We start from the raw sequence: 14,058 nt of genomic DNA on the forward strand, positions 1-14,058 counted from the left end.
TGGACCTGAGGGCGCCGAACGCATACATCGCGCCCATGCGGATCGACTTCACCAAGATGCATGGGCTCGGCAACGATTTCGTCGTGCTCGACGGGCGCACCGGCGCGCTGCCGCCGATCGACGCGACCTTCGCCGCCGCGCTGGCGGACCGCCACACCGGCATCGGCTGCGATCAGCTGATCGTGCTGACCCCGTCCGATCTGGGCGATTTCCAGATGCTGATTTTCAATGCCGATGGCAGTCAGGTGGAAGCCTGCGGCAATGCCACGCGCGCCGTGGGGCTGCTCTATGGCCGCCCCGCCACGATCGAGACGCTGGGCGGTATTGTCTCCACCACGCCCACCGATGCCGGCATTTCCGTGGAAATGGGCAAGCCGCGTTTCGGCTGGCAGGAAATCCCGCTGGGCTACGCGATGGACACGCACGCCATGCCGGTCGCGTGGGAAGAGCTGGTCAACCCCATCGCCGTCAATGTTGGCAATCCGCACGCGATCTTCTTCGTCGACGATCCCTACCGCATCGACATGGCCCGCCTCGGCCCGCTGATCGAGAACGATCCGATCTTCCCCGAGCGGGTGAACGTGAACGTCGCCGCCGTCACCGCGCGCGACGCAATCACCCTGCGCGTGTGGGAGCGCGGCGCCGGCCTTACCCGCGCCTGCGGCACCGGCGCCTGCGCCACGGCCATCGGCGCGATGAAGCGCGGCCTTGTCGACCGCAAGGTCACCGTCACCCTGCCCGGCGGCCCGCTGTCCATCGAATGGCGCGCGGACGACGTGATCGTGATGACCGGGCCGGCGACCGAATCCTTCCGCGGTTCGTTCGAGACTGCCGACTACGGAATTCGAGACAAGGTCCCCGCTTGACCGTCGAAGTCCACTCGCTCGGCTGCCGCCTCAATATCTCCGAAAGCGAAACCCTGCGCGGCCTGCTTGGCGGCGCAGAAGATCTCGTTGTCGTCAATTCCTGCGCGGTTACGGCAGAGGCCGTTCGCCAGACCCGGCAGGCGATCCGCCGCGCCCGCAAGGAGCGCCCGGACGCCCGCCTGATCGTCACCGGCTGCGCGGCGGAAGTCGAGCGCGAGATGCTGGCGGCCATGCCCGAAGTGGACGGCCTGGTCCCCAACACCGTCAAGCTGGACAAGCGCGCCTGGAACGTGCCTGCCGCACCGATCGTCCGCGAAAACCGCGCCTATACGCGCGGCTTCGTGCAAGTGCAAAACGGTTGCGACCACGCCTGCACTTTCTGCGTGATCCCGCAAGGTCGCGGGCCCAGCCGCTCCTGCTCCATTGCAGAGGTACTGACCGACGTTGCCGTTCATGCGGACAAGGGCGTGCAGGAAATCGTGCTCACCGGCGTCGACCTCACCTCATGGGGCGGCGACCTCGATGGCTCTCCGCGCCTCGGTGCGTTGTGCGAAGCGATCCTCGCCCGCTTCCCCGCCCTGCCCCGCGTGCGGCTGTCCTCGATAGACGGTGCGGAAGTGGACGACAGGCTGTTCGAACTGCTGGCCGATGAAGCGCGCCTGATGCCGCACGTCCACCTTTCGCTCCAACATGGCGACGACCTGATCCTGAAGCGCATGAAGCGCCGCCACAGCCGCGCCGATGCGGTGCGGCTGGTCAGCGACCTCAAGGCCCGCCGCCCAGAAATCGCCGTGGGCGCAGACCTCATCGCCGGCTTCCCGACCGAGAGCGAGGAAGCCCACGCCGCCAATCTCTCCATCGTGCGCGAGCTGGATGTGGTGCACGGCCACGTCTTCCCCTATTCGCCGCGCCCCGGCACCCCCGCCGCGCGGATGCCGGCGGTGGACGGCACCACGATCCGCCGGCGCGCCGCCGAATTGCGCGATGCGATTGCCGAAACCCGCGCGCGCTGGCTGACCGGCCTGATCGGCCAGCCGCTATCGGTGCTTGCCGAAAGAGGCGGCACCGGCCATGCGCAGAACTACGCGAAAGTCCGCGTGCCCGAGTCTGTTCCGGCCGGCACGCTGGTCCGCGTCACGCCCGCAAGGGTAGTCGAAGGAATACTGGAAGCATGAGTACCGACAGCCAGCAGGCTGAGCGCGACTGGTCCGACCGCCTGTTCGGCGGCTTTCGCAAGACCACCGAACGCCTGAGCGAGAACCTTTCCGGCATCGTCGGCAAGACCACGCTTGAAGAAGCGCAGCTCGACGATATCGAGGATGCGCTGATCATGTCGGACCTCGGCCCCCGCGCCGCCGCCCGCATCCGTGCGCGCCTTGCCAGTGAACGCTTCGAACGCGACGCCGATGAGCGCGCGATCATGGAAGTGGTCGCCCGCGAGATTGCGGAAATCCTGCGCCCGGTGGCCAAGCCGCTGGATGTCGTGGCCTTCCCGCGCCCGCAAGTGATCCTTGTGATTGGCGTCAACGGATCGGGCAAGACGACGACCATCGCCAAGCTGGCGCACCTGTTCCAGGAGCAGGACTATTCGGTCATGCTCGCCGCCGGCGACACCTTCCGCGCGGCCGCGATAGGCCAGCTGGGCGTCTGGGCCGACCGTCTGGGCATTCCGCTGGTGAAGGGCCCGGAGGGCGGCGATCCGGCCTCGATCGTGTTCGATGCGGTCAAGGCCGCCACCGAACAGGGCATCGACGCGCTGATCGTCGACACCGCCGGCCGCCTGCAGAACAAGCGCGAACTGATGGACGAACTCTCCAAGATCCGCCGCGTGCTCGGCCGCCTCAATCCGGAGGCGCCACATGATGTCGTCCTGGTTCTGGACGCCACCAATGGCCAGAACGCGCTCTCGCAGATCGAGATATTCAAGGAAGTGGCGGGCGTTTCGGGCCTGATCATGACCAAGCTGGACGGCACCGCGCGCGGCGGCGTCCTTGTCGCGGCGGCAGAGCAGTACGGCCTGCCCATCCATGCCATCGGCGTGGGCGAGAAGATCGACGACTTGCGCCCCTTCAACCCGGACCTGCTGGCCCGCGTGATTGCAGGGATCGCCTGATGAACACCGAAGCGACCGCCCCCCAGAAGCCGAAATCGAGCTGGATCAACCTCGTCGTCGATTTCGGCCCGCTGCTGGTCTTCTTCCTGGCTTACAAGCACTTCTCACCGGCGGGCGAAAGCAATCCGATGGCGACCGTCGCTGCCGTCATCCAGGGCACCATTGCCTTCATGGTGGCGACCGTCATCGCGCTGGGCCTGTCCAAGTGGCGGCTGGGCCATATCTCGCCGATGCTCTGGCTGACCACGGTGCTGATTGTGGGCTTCGGCGCGCTCACCGTGATCTTCCACGATGCCTTCTGGATCCAGATCAAGCCCACCGCCGTCTATCTGATGTTCGCGGGCGTGCTGTTCGTCGGCCTCTGGCGCGGCAAGCCCATGCTGAAATACCTGCTGCAGTCCGCGTTCGAAGGACTTAGCGACGAAGGCTGGCTGAAGCTTTCCCGCAATTGGGCGTGGTTCTTCCTGTTTCTGGCCGTGCTGAACACGCTGCTGGTCTTCACCGTCAGCTTCGATGCATGGCTTCAGGCCAAGCTCTGGGGCTTCACCGTGCTGTCCTTCGTCTTCACTTTCTCGCAGCTGCCTATGGTGCTGAAGCACGGCATGGGCGAGGCTTGGAAGGAAGAAGTGATCGAGAACCCGCCACACGATTGAGCGGCGGAGTTTTTCAAGCGGGATCGGAAAAGACCCGGCCCCAATCCTGCTTCATGCTGACGAGTTGAAAACCCAGTTCGTCAGCCCTGTCCAGCGCCTCTCCCAAGGGGCTGAGATGAAATTCCCGGTCGTACGCAAATTCGCGTTCGGCATCATCATGATGAAGCAGCAGCGCCAATCGCCTGCCGGTGCCACTGCGCGTATAGCTGAGCATGGCCAGATCCCCGTCCGAATTGCCGAAGGCCAGCACCGGCCGGCGACCGATATGCAGCGCGATATTCTGCGGCTTCACTTCTCTGTCGTCGAAACTCTGCAATTCCGCGATCTTGACGAGTTCCGATACCCCGTCTCGCTGTTCCAGCCTTGTCTTCACGGACGAGCCTATCACTTGCGAGCGCGGGATGCCGTAAACCTCCTCTGAAAATCCGCGCATCAAGTCGAGCCCGCCCCCGGAAACGATGAAGATACGGAATTCGCTGGCACGGAGGTAATCCAGCAATTCGAGTTGCGGCTGATAAACCAATTCGGTGAACAGGCGCCCCAACTTGGGATGGCGGGTCGTTGCCAACCATTCCTTGGCGAATGCCGCGAATTCGTCCTCCGTCATGCCGGCATGGGCACTCGCGCCAGCCTCAAGAATGCCGCGCTTGCCCAGCGCCATAATTTCCTGCCGGTCATGATCGAAGAAAGCCTTGAACGGCTGCCGCGTGCGAAGGCCGGGATCCTTTTCTTCAAGCCGCTGCAGCAGCGTGTTGGCGAAAAAGAACTGAACTTGAAGCGGTTGTTCGCACCACAGCGTCCCGTCATTGTCGAAGGTCGCGATACGCTCCGCAGGCGGCAGGAAATCACCGCCGCCCTCCTGGGTTATCGCTTCCACGAAGGAAACGATGGCCTGTTTGGCCGCGCCTTCGCGCCAACTCGGCAGCGGATCTGTCATGCGCTACTCCCTTCAGGTGGTCCTGACCGGGACATTAGCCATACCGGCACATCACCGGCATCAGGCCCATCAGCGATATCTCAGGAATTTTCCTGTAGTCAGCCGGGCTATTCGGCCAGATCGCCGGCGGAACGGGCCAATGCATCGTCCGCTCCGCCATCGGCGGGCATGACGAACTTCATCCGTTCGACACAGCCGCTGGCCCCTTGCGCAGAAGGCGCGAATTTCGCCGTTCGCAGGTTTTGCACGGCCTGAATGCCGAACTGCTCCGAAGGCTGCGCGGCAACCACGGCAACGTTGCCGATCTCACCCCAGGGTGCGACATCGTAACGAACGACCGCCCAGCCCTCGATCCTTCGGCGGCTATAGGCATCGGGATACCGCCTGAGGGGCGGCGTCGCCCATTTGCGATCTTCCGGGCAGGCGGCGCCATCGGCACCCAGAGCGGCCTTGTCCGGGATCATCGGCGCCGGAAGGTTCAGCGGCGCCCGCCAGTAGGGAAAGGAACACCCCGTCCGTTGCCCGCCCGAGAAGCGCGAATCGCTTACCGCCTTTAACGCGGCACGCTCCAGCGCGGCATTGCCGTTGCTCTGATACGGACGGACGTGAATCGGCTTGCCGTTCGCATCGTTATCGTAAGCGATGCTGACCCAATCCCTCACTCCAGGGGTTCCCGCCATATGCCGAAAGTCAGGATAGGCCCGCAGCAGCGGCTGCGGCCGGGGCGCTTCTGCGCAATTCCCGTCCAACCGAATGCGCGCCCAGCCTTCGGTCGGCAGAGGACCGGAAATCGGAGAAATCGAATAGGAAACAAGGTCGGCAACGGCCGCTTCATCCACCGCATGGGCCGTCCCGGTGTAGGTAATCGAACATCCTCGCTGCGCCGCCGCCGGGAATTTGCTGGCCGCAAGGGCTGGACCGAAATCCCCGAACGCGCCCTTGTCGCGGATCGAAATCGCACGCCCGGTCGGATCTATATCGAATTGCAGCGTCACCGAACCGGATGCGGCGGGAGGATCGACCCGCGCGCCCCAGGTCAGGGTGTTTAGCGGCCTGCGAACGGGATCGCCCGCGACGGTCACGCCCCCATCGCACCTGACCGGGCCCGGCATCCACGTTGTCAAAAGGCGCCGAGTCCCGGGTGCCGAATCGACGACGGGCGCCGGCGGTGTCGCTTGAGCCATCGACGCCGCCGCCGAAAGGCCGAGCATCAATACCGATGGCAACCAACCTCTAACCGCCATGCCAGCCACTCCTGCCGTGTTGGCGCGAAGCTAACAGGTCGGAAAGACAGGACAAAGTCGAATGAGACGGCTTTGCCCGTTCCCTTCAGATTTCCAGCTGGCTGCCCAGTTCCACCACGCGGTTGGTCGGCAGGCGGAAGAATTCCATGGCGCTGGCGGCGTTGCGCATCATCCACGCGAACAGCTTTTCGCGCCAGATCGCCATGCCCGGCTTGGCCGAGGGAACCAGCGTCTGGCGAGAGAGGAAGAAGCTGGTCTTCATCATCTCGAACGGGCCACCGCAGACTTCGTAATGGGCCAAAGCGGCGGGAACATCGGTCTCTTCCATGAAGCCATAGCGCAGCGTCATGCGGTAGAAGCCCTGCCCCAGATCGGTCATCGAATAGCGCTCTGCCGGCTCCACATAGGGCACGTCCTGCACTTCGACCGTCAGCACCACCACGCGTTCATGCAGCACCTTGTTGTGCTTGATGTTGTGCAGCAGCGCCGAAGGCACGCCGGCATTGGTGGAGGCCATGAAGATCGCCGTGCCGGGCACGCGCGCAGCCGAACCGTGCGCGCTCTTGGCGAAGACGTTGAGCGGCAGCGCAGCCTCGGTCATGCGTTCGCGCATGAGGCGGCGGCCTTTGTTCCACGTCGTCAGCAAAGTGAAGGCGATGCCGCCGATCATCAGCGGGAACCAGCCACCGTCCTTGATCTTGGTGGCGTTGGCCGCGAAGTAGGCGCCGTCCACCACGAAGAAGGTGACGATCACCGGAATCGCCTGCCACGGCTTCCACTTCCACAGGACGAACAGCAACACCGTCATCAAACAGGTGTCGATCAGCATCGCCCCCGTTACCGCGATGCCGTAGGCCGAGGCGAGGTTGGACGAGTTCTGGAACACCAGCACCAGCACGATCACGCCGGTCATCAGCGCCCAGTTGACGAAGGGGATGTAGATCTGACCGACTTCGTGCTCGCTGGTGTGGCGGGTCGAAAGGCGGGGGATGAAGCCCAACTGCATCGCCTGATGGGTGATCGAGAATGCGCCGGAAATCACCGCCTGGCTGGCGATGAACGTGGCGCAAGTCGCCAGGATCACCAGCGGCAGGCGCAGGCTTTCAGGGGCGAGGTGGAAGAACGGGTTCTCCATCGCCTCTGCCGCCGCGGCATCGTCCAGGCCGAGGATCATCGCCGCCTGGCCGAAATAGTTGATCAGCAGGCACGGCATGACGAAGCCGAACCACGAAAGCCGCAGCGGGCCGCGCCCGAAGTGGCCCATGTCCGAATAGAGCGCCTCGGCCCCGGTTACCGCCAGCACGACAGAGCCCAGCGCCAGGAAGCCCAGCATCTTGTCAGTCATGAAGAACTGGACCGCGTACCACGGGTTCAGCGCCACCAGCACGTGCGGCATCTGCACAAGGTGATAGATGCCCAGCACTGCCAGCACGGTGAAATAGGTCACCATCACCGGCGCGAACACCGCGCCCACTTTGGCCGTGCCGCTCTTCTGGATCATGAACAGCGCCACCAGCAGCACCAGCGCGATCGGCAGGACCAGCGGAGACAGGCGCGATTCGACGACGGTCAGACCCTCAACGGCCGAAAGCACCGAAACGGCCGGCGTGATCATCGAATCGCCGTAGAACAACGACGTGGCGAAGACGCCCAGCAGCACGACCAGCGGGCCATAGCGCGACTTGCGGATCGCGCCCGAAATCAGCGCCACCAGTGCAAGGCTGCCGCCCTGCCCCTTGTTGTCCGCACGCATCAGGATGCCGACGTACTGGACCGAGACGACCAGCGTCATCGACCAGAAGATCAGGCTGACCACGCCCAGGACGTGCAACTCGTCGATCGCCAGCGGGTGCGGGCCGACGAAGGTTTCGCGAAAAGCGTAAAGCGGGCTGGTGCCGATATCGCCGAAAACGACACCGACGGCGCCCAGCGCCAGCTTCGTGATATTACCGGACCCATGCCCCCCGACAGGCGTTTTCCGGCCTGTGGCCGGATCGATCACTGTCGGGACCTCAGCGGTATCCGAACTTGCATCACTCATTCCAGCGCCCCGTAATGGCCTTGTCGGACCATGTTTTCATGCCGCGACAAGCGCCCGCCGTTAGCAGCATGGCTTGGGGCAGGCAACGATACTTAGTGGGTGGATCACCGTGTTGACAGCGCTGTCCCCAAATCTGATCGCGTCACCGCCCCGATGCATTTCGCTTCATCGGGCGGACTCGGCGGGCGATCCGCCCTGGGTGGCGATAAAGGCGTCGAGCCGGCCGATCTGCTGTTCCAGCACCGGCCGCCAGCGGGCATCCTTGGGTGCACGCGCCAGCAGCTTGGCCCAGATTTCCCGGCCTTCGGAAAGGCGCCCGGACTGTGCCAGCGCCAGCCCCATGAAGAACGGCGGGCCGGCCGCCGTCGGATCGGAACGTTCGGCGCGGCGATAGGCATAGGCCGCCGCCGGGGTCAGCTGCCCTTCGGCATGGGCCACCAATGCATTGCCCAGCGAAAGCCACGCGTCCGAGCGATAGGCCCGGATATCCGGATCGTTCGAGGGTTCGGCCGGCTCGTTCTCCACCGTTCCGCGCAGCACTTCGGCGGCATCGGCATATTCGCCGTGCCGGGCAAGGCCGTCGGCGATCACCACCCAGCGGTCGCTCGGCGGAATGCCGCTTTCGCTGAACGTGGCGCGCGCTTGCGCGAAGAATTCGCCCATCTCGCCCGAACGGCCCTGTTCGGCATCCTTGGGCGCGCCCGGCTGTGCGGGCGTGCCTTGCGCGGCATAACCGGCGACGCCCAGCGCCAGCGCCGCCGCGACCGCCTCGCGCCCGCCCTTCGGCACCTTGAACACGAAGACCACCACCGCGAAGGCGATCAGCGCCAGCAGGATCACGAAAACCCAGGTCATGCCTGCCCTCCCCGCCGGAAACGCTTGCGCAGCAGCAGAAAGGCCAGCGTCAGCAGCGCCAGCGGCACCGCGAACAACGGCCAGGTCAGCGTCGTCACGCGCGGAGCGTAGCTGACATAATCGCCATAGCGTTCGACCAGCCAGCCACGAATCGCCTCGGGCTCTTCACCCGCGGCGATCCGTTCGCGCACGAGGCTACGCATCGAACCGGCAATCGGCGCGTCCGAATCGGCGATCGACTGCCCCTGACATTGCAGGCAGCGCAGCGTCTCCATCAACGCCTCCGCCTTCTGCTCCTTGGCCGGATCTTCCAGTTGGCGATAGGCGTAGGGCGCGGTGGACTGTTCCTCCTGCGCGAACGCAGGCGCTATCGCCCACAGACCCAGCAAGGCCACAAGCGCGGCAAAAACGCCCCTCACTGGGCCGCCTCCGCCAGCTTTTCGAGGATCATCGGCACCTGATCCGCCCGAATGTCACCAATGTGCTGGTAGCGAATCACGCCCTTGCCATCGATCACGTAGGTCTCCGGCACACCCGAGGATCCGAGCGCCAGCTGCACCTTGCCATCGTCATCAGCGCCGATGCGGCGGTAGGGATCGCCGTTGATCTTCAGGAAGGTCTGAAGATCCTCCGTCTTGTCGCGCACCGAAATGCCCTCGATGGGGACACCTGCCTTGGCCAGCGCGCCAAGCTGGGGCGCCTCCACCCCGCAAGGCACGCACCACGAGGCGAAGATGTTCACCAGGTGCGGCTTGCCATCGGCAAAGGCCTTGCTGTCCAGACCGGGGCGCCCCGGCAAAGCGGGCGGCAGATTGAACGCCGGCATCGGCTTGCCGATCAGCGTACTCGCCACATTGGTGTCGGCCGGATTGCGAAGCTGCACCGTCACCAGCACCACGAAGGCAACGAACAGCACCAGCGGCAGCCAGATGGCCCAGCGCGGCGCTTTGGCGCGTGCCTCAGGAGACGAATCGGCGCTCACGAGTACCTTCCTGATCTGCCCTGCCGTTCGCGGCGGTATTCGATCTTGTCCTTGGCGATGATGCGGCGCAGGTCTGCGGCGACGCGGCCGATCAATGCCAGCAGCCCGCCCAGCGCGATCATCAGCCCGCCCAGCCAGATCAGCGTGACGAAAGGCTTCCACCACAGACGCAATTGCCAGCGGCCGCCCCCGTTATTGGCGTCCGCCTCCCCGCCCAGCACCGTGTAGAGCTGGCCGTTCCAGCGCGTGAGCAGCGCCGATTCGCTGGTCTGCTGCGGCGGCGCCCAGAAGCTGCGCGATTGCGGGGAAAGCTGGATGACGCGGCCGTCATCGCCATAACGCACCAGCAGCCGAGCTTCCAATGCAGTCCAGTTCGGGCCGGCGACAGGAACCACGGCGTCCAGCTTGATCTGCCATGGGCCTACTACAGTCGCCTCGCCCGGGCGGATCGCCACCAGCTTCTCGACCGAAAAGGCGCTCTCACTGCTCATGCCCAGCAGCGATACGGCAATGCCGCAGTGCGCGATCACCATGCCCCAGATCGGCAGCGGCGTGCGGCGGAGATTGCGGCCCTTCAGCGGAAGCACACTCGCCCAGATCAAGCCCAGTCCCAGCGCGAAACCAATCGTCGACAACAGCGATGCGCCGCCCAGCATCACCATCGCGACTACGCCCACCACCGCCAGCATCGCCGGAATCACCAGCGCCTTGCCCACGCGGCCAAAGCTGTCACGCCGCCAGCGCAGCAGCGGGCCGACTGCCAGCACCATCAGCATCGGCACGGCGAACAGCGCGCTCATCGGATTGAAGTAGGGCGGGCCTACCGAGACTTTCGCCCCCATCGCCTCCGCCAAGAGCGGATAGAGCGTGCCGAACAGCACGATGCCCAGAATGGCGGAGAGCATGACGTTGTTGAACACCAGCGCGCCTTCACGGCTGGTGACGGCAAAGCGCTCCCCTTCGCTGACGGTCGCCGCGCGCAGGCCGAACAGGGTGAGCGCGCCGCCGATGTTGATCGCCAGCAGCGCCAGAATGAACGTCCCGCGCTCCGGATCCACCGCGAAGGCATGGACGCTGGTGAGAATGCCCGAGCGGACGAGGAACGTGCCTATCATCGACATGGAGAAAGCCACCACGCCCAGCATCACCGTCCATGTCCGCAAGGCATCGCGCGATGCCAGCACGCTGACCGAATGGAGCAGCGCCGTCGCCGCCAGCCATGGCATCAGCGAGGCATTCTCGACCGGATCCCAGAACCACCAACCGCCCCAGCCCAGCTCGTAATAGGCCCAGTAGGAACCGGCGGTGATGCCCAGAGTGAGGAAAATCCACGCGCCCAGCACCCAGGGCCGCATGGCCTTGGCGAAAGCAGGGCCGACCTCACGCGTCACCAGCGCGCCAATGGCAAAGCTGAAGGCTACCGACAGGCCAACGTAGCCGAGGTAGAGTGTAGGTGGATGGAAGGCGAGGCCAAGGTCCTGCAACAGCGGGTTAAGGCCGTTACCCTCCTGCGGAACGGGCGAAAGCCGCTCGAACGGGTTGGAGGCGATCAGCAGGAAGGCATAGAAGCCAAGGCTGACGAAAGCCTGCCCCGCCAGCGTCGCCAGCATGGTCGGTTCCGGCAGGCGGCGCTCCACCAGCGCGACAAGCCCGCCCGCCAGCCCCATCACCGTGACCCACAGCAGCATGGAGCCTTCGTGATTGCCCCAAGTCCCGGCAACGCGGAAAATCAGCGGCTTCAGCGAATGCGAATTCATCGCCACCAGCTTCACCGAAAGATCGGTGACGGCGAAAAGGTAGATCAGCGCTAGAAACGCCATGAGCGCCAGCAGCCCCTGCACCGCCGCCACCGGCCGCACGATCCCGGCCAGCGAGGCGCCGCGCGATGTCAGCGCCAGCGCGCCCGCCACCAGTTGCAATCCGGCCAGTGCGGCGGCGAGCCACAGCGCGGCAAGTCCCAGTTCCGCGATCATTTCGTTTCGCGCATCACTTGCTGGGCCTGTTCCTTGCTCATGTCCTGCATCTCGCGCGGGACGTAATTCTCATCATGCTTGGCCAGCAGATTGTCGGCCACGAACGTGCCGTCTACGCCCATGTGCCCTTCGGCAACCACGCCCGATCCTTCCACGAAAAGCGAAGGGACGATGCCCTTGAAGGTGACCGGCACGCGCGCCTTGCCGTCGCCGACGACGAAGGCGATGGTCACGCCGTCCGCCTCGGTACGCAGCGATCCGCGTTCCACCATGCCGCCAAGGCGCACCCCCCGATCGGCCTCCGGCGGATTCGCCATGATCTCGCTCGGTACGTAGAAATAGCTCGCCTGATTGCGCAGCGCCCATGCGGCTAGCAGCGCGGCCGCCAGCAGCACCACCAGCGCGATGACCAGCAGCACGAGCCGCTGATGCTTGGCCTTGATTCGCGTTCCCTCCGCCACGATCAGCGCTTCCTCGCCTCGTCCCGGCGCTTTTCGGCGCGCTTCATCGTGAGCAGCGACCAGCCGACCATCGCCAGCGCCGCCCCCACCCCCACGACATAGGCGGCGACCACGAAGGTCCAGGGGTCCATCGCCTCGCGCATGAAATCAGTATCCTTCCGAGAGCGCCTTGCGCCGCAGCCGTGCCTCGGCCTGCTGGTTGGCCAGGATCGCACGCATGCGGGCCAGCACCACGCCGGCAAACAGCAGCGTGAAGCCCAGCATCGAGAACAGCAGTGGATAGAGGAAGGCCCCCGCCATGGCCGATTTGCCCATCGTGATCGAGGGCGCCTGATGCTGGCTCTGCCACCAGATCACCGAATAGTGGATGATCGGAATGTTCACCGCCCCCACCAGGCCGAAGATCGCAGGCGCCTTGTTCTGCCCGCCGTCCGCCGCCTCGCTCGCCTGCGAAAGCGCCATCCAGCCGAAATAGAGGAACAGCAGCACCAGCATCGATGTCAGCCGCCCGTCCCACACCCACCATGTGCCCCAGGCCGGCCGGCCCCAGAGCGAACCGGTGATCAGGCATACGGCGGTGAACACCGCGCCGGGCACCGCGGCCGCGCGTGCGGCGATGCCCGCAAGCGGATGGCGCCAGACCAGTTCGGTGAAGCTTGCCCCGGCGATCGCCATCCAGCCCGCCATGCCCAGCCAGGCGGCGGGAACGTGAAGATAGACGATGCGCACGGTTTCGCCCTGCAGCCGCTCGGCAGGCCCGAAGAACAGCCCCCAGCCCAGCGCGACCGCCGCGATCACCGCGCCGGCACCCATGCAGAGCGGCATCAGCCAGCGGGCGATGCGCAGGAAGCGGGCAGGATTTGCAAAGCCATGCATGACAGTGGCGCTTCTATAGAGCGCGTCAAAAGGAACAAGGGGACTTGATCTTGGACCGGGGCTTATCACCCACCGGATCATTCACTCGACCGGCCATCGCTTGGTGGACCGCCGGGAGGAATTTCGATCTGGAAGAAATGGGGCGATTGATGGGGTTCGAACCCACGACCTCCGGTACCACAAACCGGCGCTCTAACCAACTGAGCTACAATCGCCACACTGGGAAGCCAGCTTTTCGGCTGCACTTCGAAGATACCGACCGGAGCGCTGTGCGGCAACCGGTGCGGAGGCGCGCCATTTGCACAAGCTGCGCCTCCTTGCAAAGCAAAAATGCATGAAGGGCGGGAAAAAATCCGAGCACCGCGCAAGTCCTGCAATTTTCCGGAGCCATTGCCGCCGCTAGGGTCCGCCCCATGAAGGCTCCCGGCGAATCATCTCCCGACATCCTGCTGGCCGTTCCCGGCATCCAGCGGTTCCCGTCATCGCGGCTCGACCTGTTCGTGAAGCGCGAATTCCTCACCGCCGCAGAGTGCGACGAACTGGTCGCCATGATCGAGGCGCAGCATCGCCCCTCTACGATCGCAAACTACAATGGGGACGATGTGTTTCGCACCAGTTCAACCTGCGACCTCGATTCGCAGGCACCAGCGGTGGCCGCGCTGGCCGGGAAGATGGCCGAACTGTCCGGCATCGCCGTTCCCCATGCCGAACCGCTGCAGGGGCAACGCTACGAAGTCGGCCAGGAGTTCAAGGCGCACACCGACTACTTCGAGCCGAACAATTCCGATTTTGAGAAATACTGCGCGGTGGCCGGCCAGCGCACCTGGACCTTCATGGTCTATCTCAACGATGTGGAAGCTGGCGGCGCCACGCGCTTCAAGGTGATCGACAAACTGATCCAGCCGGAACGCGGCAAGCTGGTCGCCTGGAACAACCGCCGGGCGGACGGCAGCCTCAACGCCGCGACGCTCCACCATGCGATGAAAGTGCGCAAGGGCCGCAAGTACGTGATCACGCAGTGGTACCGCGAACGGCCTTGGGGTTAGGCCCCAGGGTT

At 64.8% G+C, this 14,058-nt stretch carries 15 protein-coding genes and 1 tRNA gene; 5 read left to right on the forward strand and 11 right to left on the reverse strand.

Going from position 1 to position 14,058, the window contains the following annotated elements:
- Nucleotides 1-35: 35 nt before the first annotated feature.
- The 4 genes from dapF to ACZ1JC_RS23235 are packed head-to-tail and all read left to right on the forward strand — an operon-like array spanning nt 36 to nt 3,632.
- Nucleotides 36-866 (forward strand): diaminopimelate epimerase, encoded by an 831-nt coding sequence (gene dapF / locus ACZ1JC_RS23220; protein ID WP_465137916.1) that lies wholly within the window; start codon nt 36-38, stop codon nt 864-866.
- Nucleotides 863-2,041, forward strand: a complete 1,179-nt coding sequence (locus ACZ1JC_RS23225; RefSeq protein WP_465137915.1) for a MiaB/RimO family radical SAM methylthiotransferase — start codon at nt 863-865, stop codon at nt 2,039-2,041. Before dapF ends, ACZ1JC_RS23225 begins: the two co-directional genes overlap by 4 nt.
- Nucleotides 2,038-2,979: a signal recognition particle-docking protein FtsY gene (gene ftsY, locus ACZ1JC_RS23230; protein WP_465137914.1), complete on the forward strand. Its 942-nt coding sequence runs from the start codon at nt 2,038-2,040 to the stop codon at nt 2,977-2,979. The genes ACZ1JC_RS23225 and ftsY overlap by 4 nt, the downstream gene beginning before the upstream one ends.
- Nucleotides 2,979-3,632, forward strand: coding sequence for an inner membrane-spanning protein YciB (locus ACZ1JC_RS23235; protein WP_465137913.1), 654 nt, complete (start codon nt 2,979-2,981; stop codon nt 3,630-3,632). Before ftsY ends, ACZ1JC_RS23235 begins: the two co-directional genes overlap by 1 nt.
- A gap of 13 nt (nt 3,633-3,645) precedes the next feature.
- Here ACZ1JC_RS23235 and ACZ1JC_RS23240 read toward each other — a convergent pair whose 3' ends face one another.
- The 11 genes from ACZ1JC_RS23240 to ACZ1JC_RS23290 form a co-directional block, all read right to left on the reverse strand.
- Nucleotides 3,646-4,569, reverse strand: coding sequence for an HAD family hydrolase (locus ACZ1JC_RS23240; RefSeq protein WP_465137912.1), 924 nt, complete (start codon nt 4,567-4,569; stop codon nt 3,646-3,648).
- Between the two features lie 107 nt (nt 4,570-4,676).
- A complete protein-coding gene (locus ACZ1JC_RS23245; RefSeq protein WP_465137911.1) occupies nt 4,677-5,651 on the reverse strand; it encodes a TonB family protein in 975 nt (324 codons plus the stop codon).
- Nucleotides 5,652-5,898: 247 nt separating this feature from the next.
- Nucleotides 5,899-7,854: a potassium transporter Kup gene (locus tag ACZ1JC_RS23250; protein WP_465137910.1), complete on the reverse strand. Its 1,956-nt coding sequence runs from the start codon at nt 7,852-7,854 to the stop codon at nt 5,899-5,901.
- 165 nt (nt 7,855-8,019) lie between these two features.
- On the reverse strand, nt 8,020-8,709 hold the full coding sequence (locus tag ACZ1JC_RS23255) for a tetratricopeptide repeat protein (RefSeq protein ID WP_465137909.1): 690 nt from the start codon (nt 8,707-8,709) through the stop codon (nt 8,020-8,022).
- The gene (locus ACZ1JC_RS23260; RefSeq protein ID WP_465137908.1) at nt 8,706-9,128 is read right to left on the reverse strand and encodes a cytochrome c-type biogenesis protein; all 423 of its coding nucleotides are present in this window, start codon (nt 9,126-9,128) and stop codon (nt 8,706-8,708) included. The genes ACZ1JC_RS23255 and ACZ1JC_RS23260 overlap by 4 nt, the downstream gene beginning before the upstream one ends.
- Entirely contained in the window at nt 9,125-9,691 is a 567-nt protein-coding gene (locus ACZ1JC_RS23265) for a DsbE family thiol:disulfide interchange protein (RefSeq protein WP_465137907.1), read from the reverse strand. Before ACZ1JC_RS23265 ends, ACZ1JC_RS23260 begins: the two co-directional genes overlap by 4 nt.
- Complete coding sequence (locus ACZ1JC_RS23270) at nt 9,688-11,664, reverse strand: heme lyase CcmF/NrfE family subunit (RefSeq protein ID WP_465137906.1); 1,977 nt, start codon at nt 11,662-11,664, stop codon at nt 9,688-9,690. The genes ACZ1JC_RS23265 and ACZ1JC_RS23270 overlap by 4 nt, the downstream gene beginning before the upstream one ends.
- Entirely contained in the window at nt 11,661-12,128 is a 468-nt protein-coding gene (gene ccmE / locus ACZ1JC_RS23275) for a cytochrome c maturation protein CcmE (RefSeq protein ID WP_465138511.1), read from the reverse strand. Before ccmE ends, ACZ1JC_RS23270 begins: the two co-directional genes overlap by 4 nt.
- The gene (locus ACZ1JC_RS23280) at nt 12,128-12,268 is read right to left on the reverse strand and encodes a hypothetical protein (protein ID WP_465137905.1); all 141 of its coding nucleotides are present in this window, start codon (nt 12,266-12,268) and stop codon (nt 12,128-12,130) included. The genes ccmE and ACZ1JC_RS23280 overlap by 1 nt, the downstream gene beginning before the upstream one ends.
- A gap of 4 nt (nt 12,269-12,272) precedes the next feature.
- Nucleotides 12,273-13,001 carry a heme ABC transporter permease CcmC gene (gene ccmC, locus ACZ1JC_RS23285; protein WP_465137904.1) on the reverse strand — a complete coding sequence of 243 codons (729 nt, stop codon included), beginning with the start codon at nt 12,999-13,001 and terminating at the stop codon, nt 12,273-12,275.
- 138 nt (nt 13,002-13,139) lie between these two features.
- A tRNA-His gene (locus ACZ1JC_RS23290) sits at nt 13,140-13,216 on the reverse strand.
- 198 nt (nt 13,217-13,414) lie between these two features.
- On the opposite strand from ACZ1JC_RS23290, the gene ACZ1JC_RS23295 reads away from it, so the two are divergent.
- Nucleotides 13,415-14,047: a prolyl hydroxylase family protein gene (locus ACZ1JC_RS23295; protein WP_465137903.1), complete on the forward strand. Its 633-nt coding sequence runs from the start codon at nt 13,415-13,417 to the stop codon at nt 14,045-14,047.
- Nucleotides 14,048-14,058: the final 11 nt, after the last annotated feature.

It is taken from the genome of Sphingomonas sp. BL-S-28 (assembly GCF_055521515.1).